Genomic DNA, 25,167 nt, shown 5'->3' with positions numbered 1-25,167 from the left:
TCGTTACCCTGCCGCCGGGTCGGCGGGCACCGAGGTGTTATCGCCGGTGGCGAAGGCCGACAGGTCGGTGCTGGTGGCGCCGGTGGTTTTCGCCTCCGAGTTTCCACCGTTGTTCTGCGCACCACCGCCGGCGGCCGGCTCACCGCTACCTGCGGGTTCACCAGAGGTGTTGCCCACAGTGCTGGCACCAGTCGATGGGGTAGAGGCGAACGGGTCGGCCGAGGTGCCCGCTGAAGCCCCCGTGGTGTTGCCGGCCGCGGCACCGATGGGTGTGCTGGCGAAAGGGTCAGCCGCAGCAGGTGCGGCTCCGTTTGCTCCAGCGGTCATGGCGTAAGGGTCAGACCCGTAGGGGCTCATACCGCCGCCCATGCCGCCCATGCCCTCGGGGCTCATCATGCTGCCCAGTCCGCCCATTCCGCCACCCCCGAGCAGCGAGGAAAGAATGTCCATCAGGCCGCCCCCGCTACCTGATCCCATGCCTCCGGAGTCGTCATCATCGTCGTGGTGATGGTGATGGTGGCCGTCATCATCGTCGCTGCTGTCGTTGTCGCTACCACCGGTCGCGGCCTGCGCCCCGTTGGCTTGCTCGCTGGCCGACGTGTCGGCCACGGTGCCTGAACTCTGTGATTGGTATTTCTGGATGATCGCCAGGATCGACGCCTTACCGGCGGGGCTGTTGGGGTCGGGCACGGCGGCGATCTCAGCGGCTTCGGCGTCGGCGTTGCCGGCGACAGCGTTGCCGCCGTCGACGTTGTTTTGGGCGCTGCCATCGGCCGCGATGCCGCCACGGCCGGCCGCGCCGCCGAACCCATCCAAAGGAAGGTGGTCCCACCCGGTCTCCTGGGCGAAGGGGCCCATCACATTCGTGGAGAAGTCCAGCCTCATCACCCCGTCACGGACGCTGGTGGCCTGCTTGCCGACCGAGCGGCTGTAAGTGCCCAAGTCCCGCAGCCCGTCGCCGCCGGCCGGGTTATGCCCGAACAAGCCGTGATAGCGGCGGTGCTGTTCCTGGGATTCGATGATCAGGTCGTCAATACCACCGCCCATTAGTGCTGCCCTCCATCTGTACCTGCGCCGACCCCCGCCAACACGTCCGTCCTGGCGTCGCCTCCATCTCCACCAGTGTCCGCCGCAGGCTCGGGTTCACTCACGGCATCAACGCCGGCCCTATCTGTGATGCCGCCCTCGTCGTCACTCGTGGCGCCTCGACCTGCCTTGGCGCTTGAATCCTCGGATGCGGGCAGCGTCACCGTCTTAGTTGTCTTGCGGTAGCCCAGTTGATCTAGTTGTTCACTGGTCGCCGCGCCGTTCTTGATCGCCGCCGCCCGAGCCTGCTCATAGCGCTCACGCTGCGCAGCAGCCGCCGTCAACGCCGCCGTCAACGCCTCGAATGTGTCACCGACATCGCCGACAAGCCGCGTCTTGTCGCGGATCAAGTCCGCGTACGCCCGTTCGGCAGCGGCACGACCGGATCGCTTCTTGGGCATTCAAGTCCTCCTGTAATTGTCGGTCGACACATCCCCCACAACCATCGCACGATGCGCGGACAGTTGACCCACCGTGCACAGTCCGGGGCCGCGCTCAGCACAGACTTCGGCGGCTGTGTGCGGCCGGCCAACAGAGCCGGCCAACGCGCCCCCCATCGCCGCGCCTCCCCTCGATCACTGGATCAGTTCATGTGCAGTTTGCGGACCTGCATCTGCTCATAGGGATCGACCTCGATGTCGCTGGCAGCCTGCGTGTCCTCAAGATCCCGGTACGGGATGATCAGCCGGTCTTCACCGTCTTCATCGTCGCTGCGATACGGCTCAGCGTGAACGTATCGCCACTCACCAGCACCGTCAACGGAAACGTCCACTAAATCGCCGAATTCGACGTCGTGTGCAGCGACCGGAACCGCCGGCCCGTATTCCTCCTCAGGGTCGGGCATGTAGTCGTCATCGAACCCGTCCACCGGCCCGGCGAACGTTGGCGGCACCGCCTGTCCATCGCTGGTTCGCGGACCACCGCTCAGCCCCAGCGGCGCCCATGCCGCAGCCACTTCGCCGGGGTCGGTCTCGTCGTGGTCGTCGTCCATGGTGGGCCTGCGCACCCCCGAGGACGGCGGCACATAGTCGTCACTGAGTGAATCCAGTTCAGGATGTTTGGACGCCAGCACAATCGGCGAATTCCGGATCACCGCAAACGACATCTCCGCTTTCTGATCCGGGTCTTCGGGGTCGTAATTACGCAGCGCACTGTCGACAACCCGCCGCGGCCAGAAACTGTCCACCCGCCCCAACCTGTCCAGGACGGCCCGCTCATGATCGGATAGCTCGGCGCGCTGCTCAGGTGTGGCCGGCACCTTCGGCGTGTAGAAGGCCTGTATCTCCCGAAACGTCCCATCCGGCAATTGCACCGTGCCGCGCCCCTTGATACCCGGCTGAACCCGCGTCCCAGCGACCGGATCGTTGAACATCTGTTTTGCGTCTGACTTCGCGATAGAGATCGGTGTGTCGATCAGACGACATCCGACGGGTTCTCCGAGCTCTCTTGGAGGATCTGATCATGTCCGAAGCAAACTCTGGTGGCGACCGCTCGCACCGTCGCCCGACGGTTCTTGAGCCCGTCGCAGAAGTACGAGATATGGCTGCAGCTGGTACGCCAGGAGGTGACGATCGCCGAGGCCGCCGCCAACCATCAGGTGGATCGCACGACGATCATGCGCGTCCGCACGATCGCCAAGGAAGGTGCGCTGGCCGCGCTGGCGGCAGCCAAGCCAGGCGCGGCGGCCCGCCAACGCGACTACGAACTCGATGCCGCCAAGGCCGAGAACGCGCGGCTGTCCGAGGCACTCAAGGAGATGGCCGTGCGGCTGACGTTGGTCGAGGGAAAAGGGCGCTGGGGCTAAGTGGCCGAGTCCCACACCGTGTCGACGTGGCCACCAAGACGGCGCTGTTGGGCTTGCTCGACCAGGCGGTCGATGAAGGTTGGACACTGCGCCAGGCATGCCATGCGTTGGAGCTCGGCGAGCTGCGGGCACATCGCTGGATCGCTCGCCGAGCGATCGGCCAGCTGGTCGACAAGATCCCTGGTGGGTCGCCCATGCATGGGCTGCTCGACGAAGAAGTCAGCGAGATCTTGGCGTTGTTCGACCAGTGGGGCGAGACCGACCGCTCGCACCGCAAGCTTGCTCACCGCGGCTCTTATCTGGGCCGGGTATGGGTGTCACCGTCGAGTGTTCGTCGGGTCCTGTTCTTGGCGGACAAGCACTTTCGACCACTTCCCAAGCCTGGACGTTCTCAACGCAAGCCCTTCCCGGATTGGGTGGACTACAAGCCGAACTCGATCTGGATTTACGATACGACGCACTTCACCAGGGCGGGGATGGCAGTGTTGATCATTCAGGATTTGGTCTCGCGCAAGTGGATCACCGAGGTCGTCTCCGCTGAGGAAACCTCCACCCAGGTCGAGATCGGGTTCACCGACGCGCTCGACATCGAGGGACTCCTGCAGGCCGTTGAGCGACGCGCCGACGGCCTGGTCGATATCGGCATCGACGACCAGGCCCGGCCGATCCTGCTCGCGGTGTCCGATAACGGTCCCCAGATGACGTCGGGCTCGACGCGGGAGTTCATGGCCATGTCTGCGATCGCCCAGCACTTCGGACGCCCCGGAACGCCGACCGATCAAGCCTGGATCGAGAGTTTCAACGGGCACCTCAAGGCCGAGTTCCCGCACCTGCTCGCGATCGAGGACCCCGCCACCCTGCGCGCCGAACTTGCCGTCACCCGCCAATTCTGGAACGGAGTCCGGTTGCACGCCGGCATCGGCTATGTCACGCCCAACGACGAACACGAAGGACGAGGGGAGGCCATCCGCAAAGCACGCCAAGCCGGGCTCGAATCCGCCCGCAACCGCCGACTTGCCTGGCACCGCCAGCAAAGGCACACTCAACCCATACAGGATCCCGACGATGTTGTCTGATCAAACGCGAATGTCTATCGCAAAGTCAGAAACACCTCACATCATGATCGCGGCGTCTTTGGACCGCAGCCGACCCAACGCCACCCGCAACGCGGTGTTGTCACGAGCCTCACCAGCAATGAACATCGTGTCCGGCCGCTGGATACCGATCGCCATGTGGATACCGACCGCGCGCGCCGTGCGCAGGATGATCCCGACGTCCCTGGTGGTGGGCGGCACACCCTTTCCGCCGAATTCCTTGAAGAAGTCCGCCAGCGCCACGACCAAGTTGGAGAACTCGTCGGTGATGACCACGATCGGGTCGAAATCGTCGGCCTTGTTCGGATTGATCTTCACCTGCGAAAGCCGCTCGAGCATCGTGTCCGCGATGAACCTCAGCGCCGCAGCGTGCCCGACCATGCCGTCTTCGTCGGTGCCGGCGGTCACCAGCGAGGTGTTGGGCCAGTTCCGCATTCCGGGGGAGTCGAAACCTTTCGGGTCGATCCACACCACATTGATACCGCGGGCCGCGCACTGGGTGGCCACGGTCATCAGCAACGACGTCTTGCCGACCGAGGTAGGCCCGGCGACCAGCAGATGCGGCGACTGCCTGAAATCCCACTCGATGTAGTTCTCATAGGCGTCGATCGCGAACGGGATCCGCGCGGTCTTATAGATGGCACGCAGCGTGGCTTTGGTGACGACCGGGAAGTCCAGCGGCGGATCGACCAGCGTGGGAAGTCCGGGGCAGCGTTTGAACTGTGCGCGCCGCGAGGGGATCGACCACTGCACATCCCAGGACCCTTTGAGCGCCTGGGTGACGGCCGCTTCGATCATCCCTTGCCGGTATTTGGTGCCGACTTTCTGGCTGTAAGCGAACGCAACGGTGAATTCACGGATCCTGGCGGCGAGTTTGTCGTTGTCGGTGTACGCCGCCTTGTCCTGCTCCTCGGCGTCGCGCGAGCCGTCGTCGATGATGGTGCCGTCCCGGTCGACGATGTTGCCGTCACCGTCGATGATGACCGTGGGCTCATCGACGGTGACGGACACGATGCTGGCGGTGGCGTCAAACCAATTGGCCACCAGCGGTTCAAGTACCGCGTGGGCGGTAAGTTCGGGGTCTTGGTCGCAGACCTCGACCTGCGTGGCCAGCAGCATCCGGGTCAACGGCTGATGGTCCACCACGTAGTTGCGGCCCGTGACCTGCTCGAGCACCTCGGCGATCTCGCGCAGTACGTCGTCGCCCATGTGTCGGGGATGCTGCCCGTAGAGCAGCTTCACCACTTTGGGGAACGGCACCGCTTTGGGCGGGTAGCTGCACCGCACCGCTTGGACCCGGCCCGCACGCACATCGGTCCACCCCAGGGCCGGCGACGCCAGAAATGTCACCCGGTTGATCTGCCGGTTGATCTGTCCGCGGGCCCTCGCCCAACTGACGAGTTGCCCCCAGCCCCAACCCAATACCGCGAAGACGGCCAACAACACCGCCCCGCCGGCCGCGGTGCTGGCCGCCGGCCCCACCCAGCGCAACAGCCCGCCACCTGCGGCCAGAACCACCGCCGCCCCGGCCAAGATCACCGGACCGACCGGATATGTTTGCCCTACCCATTCCTGCCCGGGCTTGACGTGTCCCAGATGCCCGGCGCGGGCCCGGTGGTTTCCCCACGCCGCCGCACCCCACCACAGACCTGCGGCAGCAGCGATCGCCAGTGGCGCGGCCACGAACAGGATCCACACCCATCCGACGCCCACGCCGGCGATCACATACACCGGGTCCGCCGAGGGCGGCAGCAGATAGTCGCGTAGCGGCGACGGCTGATACAGCAGCTGTCCGACCAGCGGCCACACCCGCGTGTATCCGATCAGCACCGCCACACCTAGCGCGGACAGGATCACCCACTGCCAGCTCTGGGCGGCCTCCTTCTGTTCAGCCGGGCTTTCACCAGCAATGTAGGGCCGTGTCAGTTCGGCATTCGGGGTGGCATACGCGCGGCCGGCTGTCGCCGCTGACGACGGCTTGCTCTCACCCTTGCCGCCCTTGGTTTTGCTGGCGGCGATCATTGGGCACCTACGCCCGGGATCGTGCTGCCGGCGGTGCCGCCGAGTGCCGGATCACCAGCAGCGGATCCGCCCGCGCTGTCGAGAGGTAGGACGTTGATGACTTTCCATCCCTCTGTGCCCATCTCGACGCGGACCTCGACACGGGTGGAGTCGCTGTAGGTGATGTCGAATGCCATCGTTCCGGGCATTTGGTTGAGCGGGCCGGTCACCGCCTGCACCGTCGCCTGTGGGACGTTGCGAAGGTCGGTGAGCCGGTACTGCTCCTGCAGTTGCGCCGACAGATCCGGCGCCAGGCGTGCATACCAGTCCTGCGCGCTGGCGCCGGGGGAGGCGAAGTTGGTGGCGAATCGCTGCGCGGTCGCCCGGGCGGATTCCACTGAGGAATCCACCACAGGGGTTGGCCCCAGGCCTGGCTCGTTGGCGAACGCGCCAGGGTCGCCGCCTTGGTCGCCGCCGCCGGGCGGGGCCGCACCGCTGGGCGCCGCGCTACTCGGAGTCGAGCTGCTCGAGCTGGCATCGTGGCCTGCCCCGGCATGGTCGTGGTGTTGCCACGCCAGCCCGCCCAGCGCGATCACCCCGATCACCAGCACCCACCGGGCGCGAGCCGGTACCCGCCGCACCTGACCGCGAATCCGCCACCACAGCAACGGTATCCGGCGCATCATCGCTGCCACCCTTGGCTGGCGCCGATCGTGCAGACACAAATCCCGTTCTTGAAGAAGCCTGTGTCCACCGCCGTGTAGGTTAGGCCACCCATGAGCGCGGCGATCACCGCGAGCGTCGTGAGCTGCCGCGCACACAACGCCCACCATGCGGCAGTCACCCGTCCGGGCCGCACCTCCACCGGCGCCGAGGCAGGGCAGCCGTCCGCCATCGCGCCCGCGGGCCCGCTCCGGTGCACCAGGGCCGTGGTGGTCCCCAGTCCAGCCCACACGCACACCGCTGCGACACCGAGCACCGCGCCGATCCACAGCTGCGTTTGCGCGGTCACCTCAGCCCAGGGCCGAATGACCTCGGTTACGTGCCACATCGTGACTCACTTCCTTTCAGTTGCTACAGGACTCGTTTGATCGCCATGTAATGCGTGGGGAACGGCGACAGCTTGACGGGGATCCCGAAATCGAGGGCTTCGACCACGGTGGACGGGTTGACCACCATCTGGACGTGACCTGGGCCGATAATCCCGGTGGAGGGGTTGGCTTCGGGGTTGGAGAACACCAAATCACCGGGCTGGACAGCGTTTCTGGGCACCAGCCGCCCAGCGTGGGCCATGTCCCAGGTGACCCGCGGTAGCACGATCCGATGCCCGGATGCCTGATAGATGGCGAATCGCACCAGTCCCGAGCAGTCAAACCCGCCGCCGGTCGGCCCATCTAGTGACCCTCCGCCCCACACATAGGGCAACCCGATCTGATGTTCGGCGTAGCGGACGGCAGCCACCCCAGCTGCGGTGCCAGCACGCGGTTCGGCGGTAGGCGTCTGCACGGAATTGGGATCCACCAGCACCCCGCACACGTCGCGTCCGTGGTCGTCACGGGCGGCCTCCGGCGGTGCGCTGCCCCCGGAGGTGGCCAGGACCTCGTGGACGTGCTGGCGGTAAAACACGGTCGCGGGCGCGATGAAGGCGGCGTAGGCGTCCGGGAACGCCGAGCCCTGCACCGCTTGGGCGGCCTGGGTGGGTGCCATCGCTTGCCACCCACCGACCTTCAGAAGCTTCTCGAAGAATTTCCGGGCGGCCACCCCTGGTGTCATCAGGTCTTTGATCGGCCCCCACCACGGCTGCTGCTGGAAGATGCCGACAGATAGGTGATCCTGGCCGGTACCTTCGTGGGGAATCGACATCGATTCGGGCACATGGGGATTGGCTTTGTTGTTGAGCCCGGATTCCTCCAGGGCGGTCGCCAAACCGATGACAATCCCTTTTTCCGGGATCTTCATTTGGATCCCGGTGGCGATGACCGCTTTGCCGTTGTTGACCGGGCCCGCACCGAACGACACCCCGGGGTCTGCGCTCACTCCCTGCGACTGCAGCTGCTTTTGGCACTGCGGTGTGACCATGGCATCGACCTGCGGGGCCCCGCCGCCGGCAATGACCACGACGAACACCAGCACGGCAGTGAACGCGATCGGCGCCAGCGCTGCAGCGACGGCGAACAGCTTTCCCCGGTGCTGCCACAGCTTGCGGGCCGCAGCGACCCATGTCGTCGGTTCCATCAGATGCCGCTCGTTAGGCAGCTTCAGACATCGAATGCCGCCCGCCGCCGTCCCCGGATGGGCCTGGGCCTCCACCGTTTCTGCGGCGCTGAGAGATCCGGATCGCTTCAGAAAGGCGGTCGTTTATTTTCGCGGAGGCGCCCGGGCTCCAGGACGGCGGCGCGGCCTGCGCCGACGTCGATCCGCTGGGCGAGCCCCCACCAGAAGGCGACCCGGCCGACTGCTGGCTCCCGCTGCCGCCGGCGCTGCTGTCAGCACTGTCAGTGGCGCTGACCGATACCGCCCCGTCTCGCTGGATGTTGACCACCGCGTCGGGCTGCAACGCTCCGGCATCGATGCGGACCGGGTCACGCCCTTGAGCGCCGCCGCTTTGGCCTTTGCGATGGGGTAACGCATTTCTGACCTGTGACAGGTCAGCGGCCTTGCTTAACCAGCCCTGCCCGCCCGAACTCAGCCGCCCGCCACCGAGTTTGGCGGCTGCCTTATCGCGCTGGTGGTCAAACATTCGCCGCAGCGGCCCAAAGAACGCGAACCCGAACGCCACCACCAGCGCGGTCAAAAACAGCGCCTCGAAGGCGTTGGCCGTGGATTTGAACACCTCGTCGAGCACCACGTTGTAGCCACCGAAACCCGCGGTGTAGATGATCATCGCGAGGTAGGCCATCGCACAGTCCAGGACGGTTTTCCACGCGAAGGTCTGCGGCCCGCCCGGGATCACACCGACCGCAAACGCCGGTGTAGCTACCGCCGCGAACAGCATGGCCTGCACCGCCGAGCGCACCACGTGCCACACGAAGTAGCAGGCGAACAAGATCAGCCCCAAACCGAGCAAGCTGACCATGAGCAGGCCACCCAGAATGGCGGTCGGGTACCGCATCGCCTTGCGATGCATTCCGTCGCCTTTCTGGTCATCGCAGTCCTTCATGTCGTCTTTGAGCGCGTCGCCGTGACCGTTGTTGATTCCGTTGGTCCACGCCTTTTCGCACTTTTGCGAGATAGAGTCGGCGACCCGCCCGAAATTGATCATCTGAGTGGGGGAGCGCAGGAACCGATCCGCCAGGCGGGCGACGACGCCATCAACGTCGGCGCTGCCGCCCCGGTCACCCATGGCCCCGTCAGACACCGTGGCAGCGATCTGCAAGCCGGTGTCGCGGCCTTTGGCCAACATCCCATCGGGACCGACGAGCTGGCTGAGGGGATGAGCGAAAATGGTTGCCGCGACGCCGATCATCAATAATCCGGTCGCGATGTTGGAGCTGGCTTTGGCGACTTTGCCCGCCAAGACGGCGCAGACCGCGATGATCGCCAGTACCGCAAGTGCCATGGGCGCCAACCCGAATCGGTTCATCGCAGTGTTGATCCCGTCACCGATCCGCTGGAACGGGCCGGTGAACAATGACAGCCAGCGGAATTCGAGGGTGTACTTGATCAGCCATAACGCTGTCGCCACGCAGTTCCGATACTGCTCATACATCACGTAGTCGATCCACGCGAACGCTTTAGCGATGGGATCCATACCGCCCTCGTTGATGGTGATCGTGTACTTCGCGACCGAACCGCCGTGGGAGTCTTTGATGCCCATCCACGAAATGAGCGGATCACCGCCGCCGGTGGAATCTGCTGTCCCGGTCCCGTCATCGGCCCACGCTCGACCGACTCCCCACCACAGGACCGCCAGCACGAATCCACCTACGGCACTGACCAGCCGGTGCCGGCGCACCCAGCCCACCAGCAGCCACGGCGTCCACGCTCGTATCCATCGGCTGTAGCGCCGCAGCTCCTCCTCGCCGGCATCGAGCCGCTCGGCGGGCACCCATGACCGAATCCGGGTCGCGACGATGTGGTGAACTCGCATCGGCTGTTCCTCCGCTCCCGCTCAGGCCGCGTCGGCGTCGACGTAGTCGGGCGGGGTGGTTGTCATCGCCGCGCGCCGCTCCGGCGAGGACGGACCCAGGACCTTGATGCGCCCAATTCCGCCGTGGGCGTCCTTGAGGTATCCCTCACCCTCACGGCCTGGGATGACCCTGTTGTCGCGACCCTTCGGCGAGGTCCGGGTCATCAGGTCACGCAGGATGTGCTCGTTTTTGTCCGGGTCGATGCCCAGCCAGCCCAGTGAGCGCCGCGCCAGCGACTCGTCACGGTGACGCATCACGATGCGCACCGGAATCAAGTCCAGGGCGGTGCCGGACCCGAAGTGGTAGTCATTGACCGGGTCGTGCGATCCCAGCAGCAACGCGATGTTGTCTTTGCGGCCATCGCGTGCGATCCGCGCTGTCCGGGCCAACCCTGTTGGCGTAGAGGTGATGTGGTAAGCCTCATCCAGTGCAACCGCCGACGGCCGCGACTTGTTGAGCTGAAAGGCCTGCCGCCCCAGCTCCATGGACAACCCGTAGATCGCACGCCCGAACAACTTGCTCGGCCCGAGTTTCTCCCCGCCGGCGACTTCCTCCTGTGTGGGAACTTCGACTCGATTAGTGCGGATGACGATCCCCTCGGCCGTCAAATCCAGCGGATCCAGGTTCGGGTCAAACAGGGCGCTGGCGTATTTGCGGCCCGACCAGTAGCTCAGGTGACGGTGCAGTTCATCCCACCCGGCCGGAAGTCCACGCCCGTCCGGCATCGCCCGCCGATCGATTCCGCATTGCAAGAAGGTCAGCAACTCCGGCAGCGATGTCACATTCCACGTCGGATGTAGGCACTCACCCAACGTCATTCCCATGGGATCGTTGGCCTCGCAGTCGAACAACGGGGTGAGCAGTTCCACCGCGGCGTCCACGCCGAGGTCCGCGGGGAATGTCCGCAGCGGGTCCAGCGTGTATGCGGGCCGCATCAGATCGACCAGCTGCGCGGTGCGCAGCGTCGCCGCCGGCCGCGCATACTCACCGGAGTCGGTGCGGTCGATCGCCAGGAACTGGCCCCGGGCAGCGTCGACCAGGTTGAACAACAGGCTCATGATCAGCCAGGTCTTGCCGGCGCCGAGCTCGCCGGCGACCGCCACAGACGGGGAGGCGTCTTTGACCGCCTCACGCCACCACTCCAGGTGCACCGGCTGATTGCGTTTTCCACTGAGGTTGTAGGCAATGACCGGGCCGGTCGCATCGCCGACATGGTCCGCCGCGCACGGCACACAGCTGGCCGCGTATTCACTGATGGTGTTATGCGAGTAGTCAGAGACCACCCGTAAGTCGTTGCCGCCGGGGTTCATCGCCGCCCACAGCTCACGCTGCCCGCCCAGTGCGGCAACAACCTTGATCCGATTGGAGGCGAACTCCCGGACCAGCGCCAGCGCGCCGCTTTCACACTGCGATCTGCTGGTTGCGCCGACCGCGAAGATCGGGCACAACGACACCTCGACTTCATCGTCGTTGGTTTCCAGCAGACCGTTGTATTCGCCGAGCAGCTGCACTTGGTCGCTGAGGGTGTCTTGGGCGAAGGAAATCTCGGTGTCGCGTTCATCGACCTGCTCGGAGAGCCGCCGCAAGTTCTTGGTGTTGCGCGCGATGGCCCGTTCCCGAGGGATCCGGTTGATCCGCACTGCCCAGTCGACGTCGAAGCCCGTAATCCGGTCGGCAATAGTGAAGAACTCCGATCCGGGAAACTCGAGACCTTCTAGCGGAAGCGATTCGATCGCCAACAGCGACTGCCAGGACGTCGGCGCACCGAGGCGCCCGGGCTGGGTGATCTTCACCAACGGCGCGAACGAACTCGGACGCCACTTGCTGACCTCGCCGCGCCGCTCACCCTCATCAAATTCAGCGGCCGCGAAGGCCCCCGCCGGCGAAGCCACATTCGACGTGATCGGCGACGGGAAGATCTCTGCCATCGCGCCACGCGACAGCGCCCGGTTCCACAGCCACACCATTTGGGCGGCGGTCAACGGCTCAGGAACAAACACCGGAGGAATCCGGGAGACGATCGCCGCCGCCCGTTCGGCGGCTGTGATCATCTCCGCACGGTCACGCGCCCGTGACCGCCGCGACGCACCAGACCAGTCGGTGACGACGTCGGGCTCAACTACCGGGAATGACAGCGTCAGGATGCGTTCGGTGGCGCGTATCCCGTTGGTGAAGTACTCCAGTTTGCCTTCGCACTCTTCGCGCCAGCTCGGGTTTCGCTCGTCGGTGCCTTCCAGCGCATTGGCCATGATCACGTCGGGATCCATGGCCGCGACGAATCCGGCGAGGACCGTGTTGTTCGGCACAGTACGGAACAGGTTTCGGTGATGGTTGAGGGCCGCTTTCTTCAGCGTCAGGCCGGTGTAGCCGTACGGCAGACCCGCGAGCCGATAGCAGGCCCAGATCGATCCGTCCCGCATCCGCCGCAGATTCCCCATCACCGACACGGTCGGTTGAAGGTTTTCGTCGAGCTTGCTTGCCATCGTGGTGTGCTCCTAACTCACCCGAAAAGATCGGCTACGGGACTGGGCTGCTGATCGAACATTCCGGCCAACCGGCCCTGCGGCGGCGGGGGAGAGGAAACGTAACGTAGTTGCGCCGGCGCGTCGGCGTCGTCAGTGAGCGCGTCTAAGAACTCGATTTCTGGGCGCACCACCGACGTGGTCGCCGCCGAAGTGATGCGGTCGTCGATGCTCAGGCTGCGAGGCGCGGTGTACAGCCGCCAAATCCGATGTATCCGGGTCTGAAAACGCACCGGCGAGTAGGGCATCCGGCGCATCACCGCCACCCCTACCGACGTCACCGCGATCCCGACGACACCGGTGGCAATGGGGTGACCCAGGCGCGGCAACGCCATCAGCGTCCCCAGAATCCCTCCCACCACCGCGATCAGTTCGGGGATGGGGTAGGGCCCCCCGGGTAGCCGCCACCGGCCGTCGAATTTCGCGATGACAATCCGGACTCGCGACGCCCGCGTGTACCACTTGACGATCACGATGAATGACCCGCCCGCTTATCTGTAGCCGACTTGGGTCAGCCCGCTGACGGTCTGCGTCGACACGATTCCCAGCGCCGGGAGGGAACTCACGACTCCCATCAACACGACGCCGATGGCCGCGGCCTTGAGCGCCTTGGTCTTGTCGTGACCGATGAAGAAGTAGCAGGCGGACACCAGCGCGGTACCCCCCATCAAGAGGAACTCAGCGAACTTGATGCCCTGGGTTTTCAGGTTGGCGCCGATATCCCACAGCGGGGCCGCAAGGGTCGTCACATGCGCCGAGGCCAGCGGTGCGCCACCGCCCATCGCAGTAGCGATCATGGTGATCATTGGAAATTAACTCCCTTCCTGGAGAGCGTTTGGTTTGTCACTCGTGGTCGAGCTGGGCGGCGTCGGTGCCGGCGTTGAACCCTGATCGGGGATGGTGATTTTCGGAGCGTCATTGATGCGGTCGACCTGCCAATGGCCACCGGCCACCGACATCAGCAGCGGGTACTGCATCGGCATTGAGGCGCCGTTGCCCGACAACACCGACACCGATGCGGTGACCTCAATCCCGTCGGCTTTGGGCGGCACGACCTGGGCGACGGCAAGGTCGGAGTTGGCGGTGATCCGCTCAATGGCAACGGACGCGAATTCGGAATGCTCGGCAGCCCTCATGGGCGACCCGGCAGCAATGAACGGGGTGATGTCGGAGTGCCCGATCAGCAATGCGTTCAGGAATCCGCGGACTGTGTTGTAGACGTCAGAACCCGGAACGACCGCCGTTTCGGTGGCAAGCTCAATGGCCGAACCGTCCGGCCTCTCTGAGCGCGTGTGAGGCAGCGTGAACGCGCGGAATAATCCACGTTTGTCTACCGCGATATCGACCTGCAGCGGCACGTAAACCATCGACGCCGAATGCGCCTCTTTGGGAAGCTCGCAATCGACGACCACCGACCATGTCTGAACCTCACCGGTGAACATCCCCGGCAGCGCCGAGGACACACCCGTTGCGTGCCCGCCTGGCGGCAGAGCGGAGCCAGCGTTTCGCTGCGGAACTTCTCCGTTGTAGAAGTGCTTGATCGCGTCGCTGTTGGCGGGGTTGTTCAGGTACGCGTTGAGGTAGCGCACGGCATACGCTTTGACGGCGGTCTCTTGGTCGTCATTCTGCGCCGCCGAGGACTGCCCACTGTGGTGTGTAAAGAGGTAAATCACCACCAGCATGAGCGGGATGTAGGTGACCACGATGAGGCTCATCAGGACCGCCAGAATCCGGGAGCGCATCGCGTCAGCGCGGATCGCGTCATCGCCGCTGAACTTCAACAGCACCGAGTCGATGAGTCGCTGCAAAGAGTGGGTCAGCATGGCAGTCCCACCCGCCGGTCTTGCAGCGCCTGCATCGACCGTGCCGCCGCCGCGCGGTTGTTGAGGATGTGCGCGACGAAAGCGGCCGACTTCGCCTCGTCGAGGGGATCGATTTCGAGCTGATGCCATAGAGCGCGCAGACGGTCGGCGTAGGCACGGACGTCCGCGCCGCTGCGGCGGATCTGCTCACTCATCATCAGCGGGCCCTCCCGTAGGTCGTAGCGATTCGGCAGCTACTAACTACTGGTCAGGGCCCGTTTTCCCGACAGACCGCTTGGTAACGATTTGATAACGCATACGTGCGTATGCGCCGAAGCCCTATTGCCTGATGCGCACCAAGGGGATTACGCTCGGCCGAGTTCTCGCCGCTAGGCGGGGGCGACAGTCGAGCGTCCCCCCTAGCCGAATACTGCAGCGGCAACATACGCGCCTACCGCCTACCGCGTTATTCACCCCGTAGGCACCGCCCACATACGGCCCGTCACCGCGGCGCATCCCATCGCCACCACGCGTAAGCGGCACCGCAGCACCGCATGCTCAACCAATCAAGCCCCGCCAGGCCGACTCACAAGGCCGCCTACCAGCAGCTTGATGCTCGAATCAGCCGGCAGGCCACAAGCTGCAGACACACTCACTGCGCCGGCGAGCACCCCCGGTAATCCACCGCCGTCAGCAATCCCGACAGCGGCGCATATCAATTTGCCGACAACCCCACCGACAACCCCAAATCCTCAGGTCGTCGCTCCATAGCGTGACGTAAATCACTCGCAAACGGGGCCGTCGACAACCCCAGCGACAACCCGTCCGCAAACTCTGCTGACAACCATCACGGATTCCATAAGCGCGTCCCGCCACCGCGACGCCAAGGAATCCGATGAACATCTGGGATCAACTCACCCACCAGGCCTACGACCTGCTCACCCACCCACGCCGCACCGAACTGACCCCCGCCGTCACCCTTGTGCAATCCCTGCACAAGCAACCCCCTACACACCCCGGCGCGATCTGCTCCCACTTCCCGACGGCCACCACCGTCCTACCGACCCTGGCCGGCTACGCCCGTAACGGCGACCGCCACGCACTGCTGATGGCCGCCGTCCTCATGCGCCATGCCTTACGCCGAATCGCCGAATACGCCGACCCTGACGGCTACCACACCAGCGACCAAGACGTGCGCGCCAACTTCACCCTCACGGTGTTTTTCACCCTCATCCGTACCGCCGCTGAACCCCAAACCCTGACCGCCAGATACTGCTACGCCACCACCCTCAAACGCGTCCTTACCGCCCGCCCGCGAACCGGCACACTAAACGCACCCATCCGTGTCGACCCCACCGATCCCGTCCTCGACCACACCGACCACGGCACCGACTACAGTCGCGCCGCGCAGCTGCTCGCCAAGGCCCGCGAAAACGCCGTCATCACCGCCCTCGAACACGAGACGCTGGCCGCTCTCTACCTCCGCGCCGACGTGTACAACCTCGCCGACACCGCCACCGCCCTGGGCGCCAAAACCGGCGCCGTCGAACGCCGCGCCCAACGCGCCATCAACAAACTCGCCCGCTACCAACGCGAAGCGGTGGCCGCATGACCACACCACGCCGCATCGCCTGCGTGCTCCTTCCCCTGATTGCCGCCCTCACTGTCACACTGGCGACACCCCCACACGCGCTCGCCGCAAAAGACTGCCCGGCTATCGATGCCGTAGCGATCCCCGGCACCACCGAAACCAGCCCAGACGCCGATCCGAACCACCCAGTCGGCGTCCTCGGAACGATCCTCGAATCAGTCAGACGTCACATCAAATTAGCCTTGTCGACCTACTACACGCCCTACCCAGCCACCATCATGGGCGGCTCCGACAGCGGCGGCTATCGCGGTTCTAAAGAAGCCGGAATCGACAACACCAACACCCACCTCAAAACCGTCGCCAGCCGCTGCCCGAAAACCCGTTTTCTACTCACCGGCTACAGCCAAGGTGCAGATGCGGCCGGCGATGTCGCCGCCGCCATCGGCAACAACCACGGCGCCATTCCCGCCGACAAACTCCTCGGAGTCGCACTACTCGCAGACCCCTCACAAGCCCCAACAGGACAACCGACAATCGGCCTATCCCACCCCGGGATGGGCTTCGCAGGAGTCCGCACCGGCGGCTTCGGATCCCTCACCCAGCGCAGCGGCATTCTGTCGCTGTGCGCACCCCTTGACTACTACTGCAACCTTCCACAGAACGACCTTGTCATGCGGTTCATCGGACACCTCGGCTCCGCACTCGACTTCACCGACCCCGCCGGTTCCGCGCAAAAGCTCGCCACCATGTTCATGGCCGGACTCATAGCACCCGCCACCGCCGCAATCAGTCAGATACTCAAACTCGTCGCCGACCCCGGCCTAATTCCACACCTCATCCAACGCGGCATCATGTTCGCAAAAGCACTCGCAGAACAACTCTTCTGGCTCGCCGGCCCACAGGTCGCCGCCACCGCCAGCGCACTCATGGACACCGCAACCCAAGTCATCAACCTCATCCGTGACCGCCAATGGACCGCCATACCCGCCCTCATCACATCCATCGCCACCAAAGCCAACGCCGTCGGCACCGCCCTCAACGACATGCAGCGCAAAACCAACACCATCAACACCAGCGGCTTCGCAACCGTCGGCACAGGCCTGGCCACCGCCCACCCAGACTTCGCCAGCCTCACCACCGCAGTCCTCAACGCCATCACCATCGCCACCGGCGGCATCGGCCTGAAATCCACCGGAATCTTCGGCCCCACATTCGCCCAATTCAGCCCCGCCACCGTCATCTCAGCCTTCAAACACTTCGCCGAATTCATCGACGGCAACTACCACTGCAACTACGACACCACACCCCTCGACAGCTCCGGACACACCGGCGTCCAGCTCGTCGAGCGCTACTTCATGGACCAGCTCAACTCGATCGTTTGACGTCCTCCGTTGCAAGTGAGTGATCTTTAGTGGTCACGCGACTTGCACCCCATCTCGGGGTTGTTCGGCAGCCTTACGGCTGCGTCCCTTCCGCGCTTCACGGCCACCTGCCCGGCTTGGCCGGGTCTTACGGTCGGCTCCACGCTTAACGGCGGCCCCAACTGGGCCGACGACGCTAACTGTTGCCTCGTAGCGCGCGAGGGTCACGGCGGCGTTGTCATCGCGTTGGTGGATGACCGAACAGCCGTCGCATTGCCACTTTTCGTCCCAGCCGATGTCTTGAACATGCCGACATTCATGGCAGGTTTTCGACGACGGGAACCAGCGGTCAGCGACCACTAGCTGCGACCCGTACCAGCCTGTCTTGTAGGACAGGTGCCGGCGCGGGGTTCCCAGGGCGGCATCGGAGAGTCCGCGCCGTCGGGCGCGGGCACCCGGCAACCCTTTTTGCCGCAGCATCCCCGCAGCGTCCAAGCCTTCGACAACGATGCGGCCGTGGGTTTTAGCCAATCGTGTTGTCAGGACATGCAGATGGTGGGTGCGGACATCGTTGACCCGGCGGTGCAGCCGGGAAATCTCGGTGGTGCGCTCACGGTAGCGCCGTGAACCTTTCGTGCAGCGCGAGCGGGCACGGCTGGCGTGCCGAAGCTCTTTGAGCGCCGCATCGAGTGGCCGTGGATTCGGCACCTGCTCGAGGAGGGTGCCGTCGGCGTCGGCGACCGTGACCAGGCGGCGCACCCCGACATCGACACCGACCCGTGAACCGGGGTGCGCCACCTTCGGCTGCTGCGGACGCTGCATCAGTACCCGCACGCTCGCATCCAACCGGGTGCCGTTGCGCCGCACGCTGATTGCCAGCACCCGCGCCCGATCCTTGGCGATCAATCGCGCAATGCGGCGGGTGTTCTCCTGCGTACGGACCGTCCCGATCACCGGCAACGTCAGGTGGCGGCGATCCGGTTCGACCCGCATCGCCCCAGTCGTGAACGTGAGGCGGTCCTGGTCGCGGCCCTTGCGCTTGAACCGCGGGAAACCCACCCGCTTGCCCGCACGTGTGCCGGCACGACTCCGCTGCCAGTTCCAGTACGCGTCCACCGCCCCACGAACTCCGTCGGCATAGGCCTCTTTTGAGCATTCCCGCCACCACACCTGCCCGGTGTCGGCGTTGACACACACCTGGTCCTTGACTTGGTTCCACCGGTCGCGCATCACCCGAAACGACGGCGATGTCGGCTTTCAACGTCGCGACGGTCCAGTTGAACGCCTTCCGCCGGGCACCGAAATGCCTTGCCAGCGCGCGAGCCTGATCCTCGGTCGGGTCCAGCGTGAACCGGAACGCCTGCACCGTCCACCCTTCAGGAACCTCGAACCGGGCCATCACGCAGCCTCACAATCGTCCGCGGCAGCAGCCGCGACAGCCCGTCTGGCTCGGTTCTGAGCGGCACGTTTGCCATACAACCGGGCACACATCGAGGTCAGAATCTCTGTCATATCCCGCACCAAGTCGTCATCCACCTCAGCGGTGTCGACGACCACCAACTCTCGACCCTGTGCGGCCAGCGCCGCCTGAACATACTCCGAGCCGAACCGGCAGAATCGGTCTCGGTGTTCCACCACAATCCGCTGCACTGATGAGTCGCGCAACAGTGCCAGGAACTTACGGCGGTGTCCGTTCAGCGCCGACCCGACCTCGGTCACGACTTTGTCGACCGGGATCTGCCGGGTAGTGGCCCACGCGGTTACCCGCGCCACCTGCCGATCCAGATCCGCTTTTTGATCAGCCGACGACACCCGCGCATACACCGCCGTCCGGCGATCCACGCCTGCATCCGTGGTCGGCTCATCAACCAGGATCAATCGGCCCACCTTCATCGCCGGAACCGGCAACAGCGCGCCAGAGAGCCCCGGTCTGATCCTGGAGGAGATCCGGCCGGGGCCTCCGGGGGCGCCCGTGCGGCCAGGCATCTGGCCTGTCCGTACGACCGCTAGCAAGAATAATTAACTTCGCGCGCAGCCGACACCTCGGGTCGTCTGGGAGCTGGAATGATGCTCTTGTCGCGCCAGGATTTGTCTGTCCGTCTTTTGCGTCACAATGGCCCACATGCACCTCAACAAGGTGGCATCGCAACCTCGAACACGCGGGCGTCTTCACCGGCCCGCACTGCCACCCTGCCGCGATGCCGCAACCCGCTTCGGAGGTCAACCATGCTTCGCACCCTGATCATCGCCGCGGTCTTCACGGCGATCGCCATCCACCTAGGCGCACCCCTCGACATCGCGGCCGCCTGGATCTTTGTCGGCACCTTCACCGCGCGGTTCACCACACCCCTGATACGCCGCATCATCCGCCGGCGCCGACGTCGCCGCCCCATAGCGCAACGCCCCGCACCAACGATGCTCACGCAGATCAATCACTACCACTACTACGCCCCCACAGCGCCTCCCGTAGCGCACACTGTCACCCCGGGCCAGCGTGCGCTACCTGAATTCAGCGAGCAACAAATCGCCCACAACCGTATCTTCGACTCCCAGTGAAACATGTTGTCCACCAGGAACACACTTGCCATGACGGTGTTGGCCAGCTCGCTTCGAGAGCGGCCTTAATGAGCGCCACGACCGACACGACTGAAGACGCACAGCCGCAGACCAATCACGGCTGGGACAACCGGCGCACCATCCTGGCCGCCCTGGCACCGCGGCCCAGCTCCAGGCCCGCGCGCCGCGCAATATCCCCTGACGAACCCGCCGCCGGGATCGACAAGCCCGCGACTCCAGGGGTCGTCTCCCGTTGCTTTCGGGGCTCTGGCCGTGCGGCCCGCTGGGTTGTCGACCGAGTCAACAAACGGATTCCGCCGCACCACCGCGTCCGCACTGCCCTGATCACCGTTGCCGTCCTGATTGCTCTCTTGGCCGCGCTCGGCGTCGTCCGCAGGCTCGCCACCGACAACAACACCGGATCAGCCGTAGCCACGCCGCAACATGGCCCCCCGCCGACGTCTCAGCCAGCATCCGCGCCAGTGCCCGCAGAAACCATCCTCACGGGCATCACGGCCAGCGACCAGTGCCCCAAAGACCACGGACAGCAGTATTCGCCGATCGCTAACGCCTTCGACAACGACACCAACACCGCCTGGATCTGCACTCGCGCCAAAAACAGTGACGGACAACATATTCTCGTCGACTTCGGCCGCGAGGTAACCCTCACTCAGTGCCGCATCGACCCCGGCTTCGACGCGCGTATTCCCGACACGCCCGACGGCGTCGACCAGTGGACCAAACACCGCATCGGCATGACGTTCACCATCTACTATCCGAAAGAGCTCAACCGAAAGCCCGACGTCATCAACACCTACGGCAAGCGCGGGTACAGCTTCATCCCCGGCGGCATCCCCAATCCACCTAAGCTCAGCAAACTACTGATCATTGTCACCAAAACCATCGATCCGCCCCAGTCTGCTACTGACACAGCGCAAACCAGCGATTCATCACCAGCTAACGACGTCACCACGGTCGCTATCAGCGAAATCCAGTTCCTGGGCTTCAGCAGCTAACGCCAGCTCCATAGTCAGTCCCACAGATCAACGCCCGTTCCTTCGATGTGGCGAGTGTTGCGGGTGGCCACCGTTGCGCGTCGGGATGCGGCGATGCCGGCGATCTGCACATCACGAATTTCCATCGGCTGCCCAGCTCGTTGTTGAGTGGCGGCGATGGCCCCGGCGGCGAGCGCCGCCGTCAGGTCGAAGGATTGGACACGACCATCAAGATCTTCGTAGAGGAGTTGAGAGAAGGTTTCGCCGAGACGCTTGCGTCGGCGGCTTGGTGTCAAAAATTCAATGCCAGTGCGTATCTCGAATACTGTGACCGATGTCGTGGATCTCAAATTGATGCACGGTGCATCGCATACGGGTCACAATTTGTCGCCACGCCGCCCAAAATCGATGCACGGTGCATCGAAGCCCATCCCAGGTTGTCCTCACACCGTGGAATACTCCGCCACGTGGTCGACTCACCTCTGTGCTGCATTAGTGCCGTTGATGATTCACCGGCTCGCGTCGGTCGCTGCCACATCGCAGTCAATCCACCACGCTTCGCCGATAGCCACGACTGCCACCTCACCAGCCGTGAAGCTGGCGCCCGATGATCATTCACGACGACCTCACCTCATGGACTGTCAGCACCGCCCACCACGAACCCCACACCTGGGTCCCCACCTGGACCACGCCCACCCTTGCCGAACTACGCGAAGACGTCCTCACCGCAGGCTGGGACTGGGAACTCGTCGACACCCCAACAAGCCGCGCCGGCCGCCGCCGAACCAACCGCTCCCAACGGCTCAACCCCCCATTCACGACAAAACCGGGAAACGAAGAAACGGTCGCGCAGCTGCGCGCCATCGCCGCCGACCGCTACCAAAAGTTGCGCACGGCCAGGCATAAGCCACCCCGCCGGACACTGCTCGCCATCGGCCCCAGCTTCAACGGCCACAACCCCGACCTGCTCCAGATCGCCCGACTCGGCCACTCCACCGGCATCCACCTCGCCGTCGCCACCGACCTAGCCGAACCCCACCGCACACCCCAAGAACTCATCGACAACATCCACGGCTACTGGGAATGCTGCACAGTGACCATCCATCCATCCGGGGGAGTCAGCATCCGCCTAAAACGCACACACCCGGTGCGCCGAGAGCGCCTCGACGACACCGTCACCGTCGGCGTCGACAACACCGGCGCCGCCACCCGAATCGATCTCGCCTCCGGGCTCATCGCCGACGTCGACGCCATCCTCGGCCGCTACGGCGACAGCATTTCCGGACCAACGGCCCAGCTGCTGCGACATCGCTTCACTGAAGTGACCTAAACCAGCGAATATATATCGCCATCAGTGCGCCCCGAGGGGACCGGCGGCTTTAGCCGTCGGGGGAATCGGGGCTGGTGACCAGCGTGTGACCGTTCGTTTTGTCGGTGTCGTTTCGTAAGGTGCTCTCATGTCCGAGCGCCGGTTTCGCCGCACCCCGGGTGGGGTGTGCTCGCTCGGTTTGCATCTGGTGTGGTGCCCGAAGTACCGCCGCCGAGTCTTGGGTGGTCGTGTAGCGGCCCGCTGCGGCGAGCTGTTGGTGCAGATCGCCGATGAGCACGGCTGGACTGGCCCTACACGCCCAAGCAGCGTGAAAAGAAGCTGGCGGCTTCAGCCGCCAGAGAAGTCACAGGCAGCGACAACACCTGCCCGCAGCTCCCAAGTGTCCGTTCTCACCGAATCTGGGGGCCATACCAGTGAGTATATATCGCGAGGATTCTCGTATATACTGAGTTTGTGGGAAAGCATCTGATCGACATTGATGAGCAGGCATTGGAGATGGCTCGAGCAGAACTGGGAACGTCGACGATCAAAGAGACGGTGAACGCGGCTCTGCGCCGCGCGACATCGCACCGACTACAGCATGTGACCGCCGCGCTAGACGCACTGGCCGCCGCACCATCCGAAGATCGCGCTGAGGCATGGCGCTGACGTTTCTCATCGACACCAGTGTGATCAAACGACTCGGTCAGCCCAACGTCCGGCAAGCGGTGGAACCCCTCGCGGCTTCGGGCGAAATTGCGAGAGCCCGTATCACCGATCTCGAGGTCGGCTATTCGGCGAGGAATGAGGCCGAGTGGGACCGCTTAATAGCGGCGTTGGACGCATTCGAGCCTTTCGAATCGACCGAATCGCATCATCGTCGCGCGCTTCAGGTGCAACGGCTCCTCGCTCAGCGAAGCCAGCGCGGCCGCAAGATCCCTGACCTACTCATCGCCGCCGCCGGCGAAGAACACGGACTGACCGTCTTGCACTACGACTCAGACTTCGACCTAATCTCCGCAGTGACCGGCCAACCTTGCCAGTGGGTGGTGCCTTCTGGGACCGCCGATTAGAGCCTCCCCGACGGCAACGCCCGTGTAAGTCGATCGGCCGTGTAACCAACCTCCTGGAACACCACAGCTAAGGTACCGAGAAGATTGATTCGCTCGTCGGCGGATGTCGCCTTGCCCCACGGACTCCGGCACGCCTGCTCCAGATCCGATGAGAATATTGCCCCAGGTTCAGCGAGAACGGACACCAAGTACCGTCACAGTGACGAAACCGCAGGGCGGTCGTAATAGGAGTGCGAGAACTACGGCAGCACGCATCGCTGTTCGTTCTCACGGAATCTGGGGCAATATTCTCATCGGATCTGGGGCACCCGCTCCGGTGCCGGCGATCGCCGGAGTTCAGGTACGACGATTGTCCTACCTAAGATCAGAAGCGAGGTAGCGCATATGGCTTACTTCTGGCTCGACATCGACGATGCCCCGTATCCGCACGCCATGCGCGACAACCCCGGCTGCCCGCTCGCGCTCAACACACTTCGCCGCCACGGACACTTTGGGTGGGATCCGAAACCGGATGTCTATCGCCGGTTGTACGCCGATCCGGCCTTTCGGCAGCGCGCCAGTCGCTGTAGCGACCATCGGGGCGATTGGAAGATCGTAATACCCGCTGTCGCTTCCTTGCTGGCGATTACACCAGACGATGCCAGTCTTGAGCAGATCGCTGACCGCGCCAAAGCGTGGCCGGCGATCACGGCGCTAGGCTCCGACGATCGTCATCTGGCACTCGCACTGCTGGACTGGTACAGCCCAATCGAGATCGCCCTACCCTATGAACGTGAACTGATCGCCGGGTCGGGCCAGCATCGAATCTGCTGGGCGCGCATCGCCGATGCCGAACGGGTCCCGGTGTGGTGCAAGCCGTACAACCCTCCGCCGCCCGGCGCTGTGCCTGCCCAGCCGGCCGTACAACAGCCCGTTGACTCGCGGCGGCGGAAAGGTTGGAGGATTGCTCACCGCCACCGCAATGCCAGGTGACTAATTCCATTGCGCGGGAGGATGTTTCGATGGCTCCGCTTTTGTGGAGGCGTGTTCGGCGGCCATTGCGGGGGCCAGGGCTGGCCGGGCGGGGGTCCGGCTGGTGGCAGAGTCATCCGTGATCCTTCTCGCCGCCACAGAGTTGCTGCAGCGTCGCAAGGCTTACTTCAACGGCCGCGTCGTCAGCTGTGGTGATGGTGTGATCGACCAGTTTGGACATGTCTGCCCGCTTAGTGGCGATGTAAGACTTGGCCGCCTCGACGACTTGCTGTGGGTCGCCCGCCGCAACCCTGGACTCGAAGATGTCGAGCACTTTGTCTACCGCTGTTTTTGCATTCGAGCTCAAGGTGTCGATGTTGGGCGTGTTCCAATCCCACCCTTCCGGCAGTGCGGGAATCGTGGCTAAGGCAGCGTCTGCCGCACGCCAGGCCTTACAGGTGGCGGTCGCCTCGGGTGGCTCCATAGCCGGTTGTGCCGTTGTGATTGGCGCGGCAGCGGGGTGGGATTTGTCGCCGCCGGCGATCACAATGGCTGCGGCGATGAGTGCGCCAGCGACGAGGATCGCGGCGATGACGGCGATGGGGAACCACCGTCGGCCTGGCGGCGGCGGAGCGTAGGCAGGATATGGCGGCTGTGGCTGCTGCCATGGATGGGGTGGCGGCGGGCCCTGAAAATCCATTGCCTCATTTTACGGCGGCCATCGAATCGGCCGAACCTCATGTAGGTTGACGCGGCGAAATTCGCACACGAAAGCTGTGCGATATGCGCGATGACGTAAACCGCCGTCGCCATCACAAGATCCATGTATCTGTCGATGGATTGGTTTTGGCGCCGCCACACCTTCGGAGCTACTGATTACAGCGGTACGTAC

25 protein-coding genes and 3 pseudogenes are annotated in these 25,167 nt (G+C 64.4%); 11 read left to right on the top strand and 17 right to left on the bottom strand.

Annotation, left to right across the window (positions count from 1 at the left end):
- Positions 1 to 3: 3 nt before the first annotated feature.
- From AB8998_RS31295 to AB8998_RS31285, 3 genes are all read right to left on the bottom strand, one after another.
- On the bottom strand, positions 4 to 1,047 hold the full coding sequence (locus AB8998_RS31295; protein WP_369742166.1) for a hypothetical protein: 1,044 nt from the start codon (positions 1,045 to 1,047) through the stop codon (positions 4 to 6).
- Entirely contained in the window at positions 1,047 to 1,487 is a 441-nt protein-coding gene (locus tag AB8998_RS31290) for a hypothetical protein (RefSeq protein ID WP_369742165.1), read from the bottom strand. Before AB8998_RS31290 ends, AB8998_RS31295 begins: the two co-directional genes overlap by 1 nt.
- Before the next feature lie 182 nt (positions 1,488 to 1,669).
- On the bottom strand, positions 1,670 to 2,458 hold the full coding sequence (locus tag AB8998_RS31285; RefSeq protein ID WP_369742164.1) for a hypothetical protein: 789 nt from the start codon (positions 2,456 to 2,458) through the stop codon (positions 1,670 to 1,672).
- 108 nt (positions 2,459 to 2,566) lie between these two features.
- Between AB8998_RS31285 and AB8998_RS31280 the strand changes: the two genes are divergently transcribed.
- On the top strand, positions 2,567 to 2,890 hold the full coding sequence (locus tag AB8998_RS31280) for a helix-turn-helix domain-containing protein (RefSeq protein WP_369742163.1): 324 nt from the start codon (positions 2,567 to 2,569) through the stop codon (positions 2,888 to 2,890).
- Between the two features lie 26 nt (positions 2,891 to 2,916).
- Positions 2,917 to 3,966 carry a transposase gene (locus AB8998_RS31275; RefSeq protein WP_369738131.1) on the top strand — a complete coding sequence of 350 codons (1,050 nt, stop codon included), beginning with the start codon at positions 2,917 to 2,919 and terminating at the stop codon, positions 3,964 to 3,966.
- A gap of 36 nt (positions 3,967 to 4,002) precedes the next feature.
- On the opposite strand, the gene AB8998_RS31270 is transcribed toward AB8998_RS31275, so the two are convergent.
- The 10 genes from AB8998_RS31270 to AB8998_RS31225 all read right to left on the bottom strand — a co-directional run bounded on the left by AB8998_RS31270 (position 4,003) and on the right by AB8998_RS31225 (position 14,654).
- Positions 4,003 to 6,006: a cell division protein FtsK gene (locus AB8998_RS31270; protein WP_369742162.1), complete on the bottom strand. Its 2,004-nt coding sequence runs from the start codon at positions 6,004 to 6,006 to the stop codon at positions 4,003 to 4,005.
- Complete coding sequence (locus tag AB8998_RS31265; RefSeq protein WP_369742161.1) at positions 6,003 to 6,671, bottom strand: hypothetical protein; 669 nt, start codon at positions 6,669 to 6,671, stop codon at positions 6,003 to 6,005. Before AB8998_RS31265 ends, AB8998_RS31270 begins: the two co-directional genes overlap by 4 nt.
- Entirely contained in the window at positions 6,668 to 7,036 is a 369-nt protein-coding gene (locus AB8998_RS31260; RefSeq protein ID WP_369742160.1) for a hypothetical protein, read from the bottom strand. The genes AB8998_RS31265 and AB8998_RS31260 overlap by 4 nt, the downstream gene beginning before the upstream one ends.
- A gap of 23 nt (positions 7,037 to 7,059) precedes the next feature.
- A complete protein-coding gene (locus AB8998_RS31255) occupies positions 7,060 to 8,220 on the bottom strand; it encodes a C40 family peptidase (RefSeq protein ID WP_369742159.1) in 1,161 nt (386 codons plus the stop codon).
- A 13-nt stretch (positions 8,221 to 8,233) separates the two neighbouring features.
- Positions 8,234 to 10,033, bottom strand: coding sequence for a hypothetical protein (locus AB8998_RS31250; protein ID WP_369742158.1), 1,800 nt, complete (start codon positions 10,031 to 10,033; stop codon positions 8,234 to 8,236).
- 63 nt (positions 10,034 to 10,096) lie between these two features.
- Positions 10,097 to 12,598, bottom strand: a complete 2,502-nt coding sequence (locus AB8998_RS31245) for an ATP-binding protein (protein WP_369742156.1) — start codon at positions 12,596 to 12,598, stop codon at positions 10,097 to 10,099.
- A 17-nt stretch (positions 12,599 to 12,615) separates the two neighbouring features.
- Complete coding sequence (locus AB8998_RS31240; RefSeq protein WP_369742155.1) at positions 12,616 to 13,110, bottom strand: hypothetical protein; 495 nt, start codon at positions 13,108 to 13,110, stop codon at positions 12,616 to 12,618.
- Positions 13,111 to 13,128: 18 nt separating this feature from the next.
- On the bottom strand, positions 13,129 to 13,443 hold the full coding sequence (locus AB8998_RS31235; RefSeq protein ID WP_369742154.1) for a hypothetical protein: 315 nt from the start codon (positions 13,441 to 13,443) through the stop codon (positions 13,129 to 13,131).
- Positions 13,444 to 13,449: 6 nt separating this feature from the next.
- Positions 13,450 to 14,460: a hypothetical protein gene (locus AB8998_RS31230; protein WP_369742153.1), complete on the bottom strand. Its 1,011-nt coding sequence runs from the start codon at positions 14,458 to 14,460 to the stop codon at positions 13,450 to 13,452.
- Complete coding sequence (locus tag AB8998_RS31225; RefSeq protein ID WP_369742152.1) at positions 14,454 to 14,654, bottom strand: hypothetical protein; 201 nt, start codon at positions 14,652 to 14,654, stop codon at positions 14,454 to 14,456. Before AB8998_RS31225 ends, AB8998_RS31230 begins: the two co-directional genes overlap by 7 nt.
- Positions 14,655 to 15,334: 680 nt before the next feature.
- On the opposite strand from AB8998_RS31225, the gene AB8998_RS31220 reads away from it, so the two are divergent.
- Together AB8998_RS31220 and AB8998_RS31215 are read left to right on the top strand one after the other, a co-directional pair.
- Positions 15,335 to 16,051, top strand: coding sequence for a hypothetical protein (locus AB8998_RS31220; protein WP_369742151.1), 717 nt, complete (start codon positions 15,335 to 15,337; stop codon positions 16,049 to 16,051).
- Entirely contained in the window at positions 16,048 to 17,412 is a 1,365-nt protein-coding gene (locus AB8998_RS31215) for a cutinase family protein (RefSeq protein ID WP_369742150.1), read from the top strand. Before AB8998_RS31220 ends, AB8998_RS31215 begins: the two co-directional genes overlap by 4 nt.
- A gap of 33 nt (positions 17,413 to 17,445) precedes the next feature.
- Here AB8998_RS31215 and tnpB read toward each other — a convergent pair.
- Positions 17,446 to 18,790, bottom strand: a pseudogene (gene tnpB, locus AB8998_RS31210) (IS607 family element RNA-guided endonuclease TnpB).
- Positions 18,790 to 19,302: pseudogene (locus AB8998_RS31205) on the bottom strand (IS607 family transposase); the annotation flags it as partial. The pseudogenes tnpB and AB8998_RS31205, both read right to left, overlap by 1 nt.
- A 315-nt stretch (positions 19,303 to 19,617) precedes the next feature.
- On the opposite strand from AB8998_RS31205, the gene AB8998_RS31200 reads away from it, so the two are divergent.
- Complete coding sequence (locus AB8998_RS31200; RefSeq protein ID WP_369742149.1) at positions 19,618 to 19,947, top strand: hypothetical protein; 330 nt, start codon at positions 19,618 to 19,620, stop codon at positions 19,945 to 19,947.
- A gap of 68 nt (positions 19,948 to 20,015) precedes the next feature.
- Positions 20,016 to 20,963, top strand: a complete 948-nt coding sequence (locus tag AB8998_RS31195; protein ID WP_369742148.1) for a discoidin domain-containing protein — start codon at positions 20,016 to 20,018, stop codon at positions 20,961 to 20,963.
- 14 nt (positions 20,964 to 20,977) lie between these two features.
- On the opposite strand, the gene AB8998_RS31190 is transcribed toward AB8998_RS31195, so the two are convergent.
- A complete protein-coding gene (locus AB8998_RS31190; RefSeq protein ID WP_369742147.1) occupies positions 20,978 to 21,292 on the bottom strand; it encodes a PIN domain-containing protein in 315 nt (104 codons plus the stop codon).
- Between the two features lie 257 nt (positions 21,293 to 21,549).
- Here AB8998_RS31190 and AB8998_RS31185 point away from each other — a divergent pair, with 257 nt between their 5' ends.
- The 5 genes and pseudogenes from AB8998_RS31185 (at position 21,550) to AB8998_RS31165 (ending at position 24,296) form a co-directional block, all read left to right on the top strand.
- Positions 21,550 to 22,272: a hypothetical protein gene (locus AB8998_RS31185; RefSeq protein WP_369742146.1), complete on the top strand. Its 723-nt coding sequence runs from the start codon at positions 21,550 to 21,552 to the stop codon at positions 22,270 to 22,272.
- 127 nt (positions 22,273 to 22,399) lie between these two features.
- A pseudogene (locus AB8998_RS31180) lies at positions 22,400 to 22,552 on the top strand (transposase); the annotation flags it as partial.
- Positions 22,553 to 22,725: 173 nt separating this feature from the next.
- Positions 22,726 to 22,920: a hypothetical protein gene (locus AB8998_RS31175; RefSeq protein WP_369742145.1), complete on the top strand. Its 195-nt coding sequence runs from the start codon at positions 22,726 to 22,728 to the stop codon at positions 22,918 to 22,920.
- A complete protein-coding gene (locus AB8998_RS31170; protein ID WP_369742144.1) occupies positions 22,911 to 23,324 on the top strand; it encodes a PIN domain nuclease in 414 nt (137 codons plus the stop codon). The genes AB8998_RS31175 and AB8998_RS31170 overlap by 10 nt, the downstream gene beginning before the upstream one ends.
- A gap of 384 nt (positions 23,325 to 23,708) precedes the next feature.
- Positions 23,709 to 24,296 (top strand): hypothetical protein, encoded by a 588-nt coding sequence (locus AB8998_RS31165; protein WP_369742143.1) that lies wholly within the window; start codon positions 23,709 to 23,711, stop codon positions 24,294 to 24,296.
- Positions 24,297 to 24,408: 112 nt separating this feature from the next.
- Here AB8998_RS31165 and AB8998_RS31160 read toward each other — a convergent pair whose 3' ends face one another.
- The gene (locus tag AB8998_RS31160; protein WP_369742142.1) at positions 24,409 to 24,975 is read right to left on the bottom strand and encodes a hypothetical protein; all 567 of its coding nucleotides are present in this window, start codon (positions 24,973 to 24,975) and stop codon (positions 24,409 to 24,411) included.
- Positions 24,976 to 25,167 lie beyond the last annotated feature (192 nt).

This window comes from Mycobacterium sp. HUMS_12744610 (assembly GCF_041206865.1).
Taxonomy (GTDB): Bacteria; Actinomycetota; Actinomycetes; order Mycobacteriales; family Mycobacteriaceae; genus Mycobacterium; species Mycobacterium servetii.
This window is presented reverse-complemented; position numbering and strand designations above follow the sequence as displayed.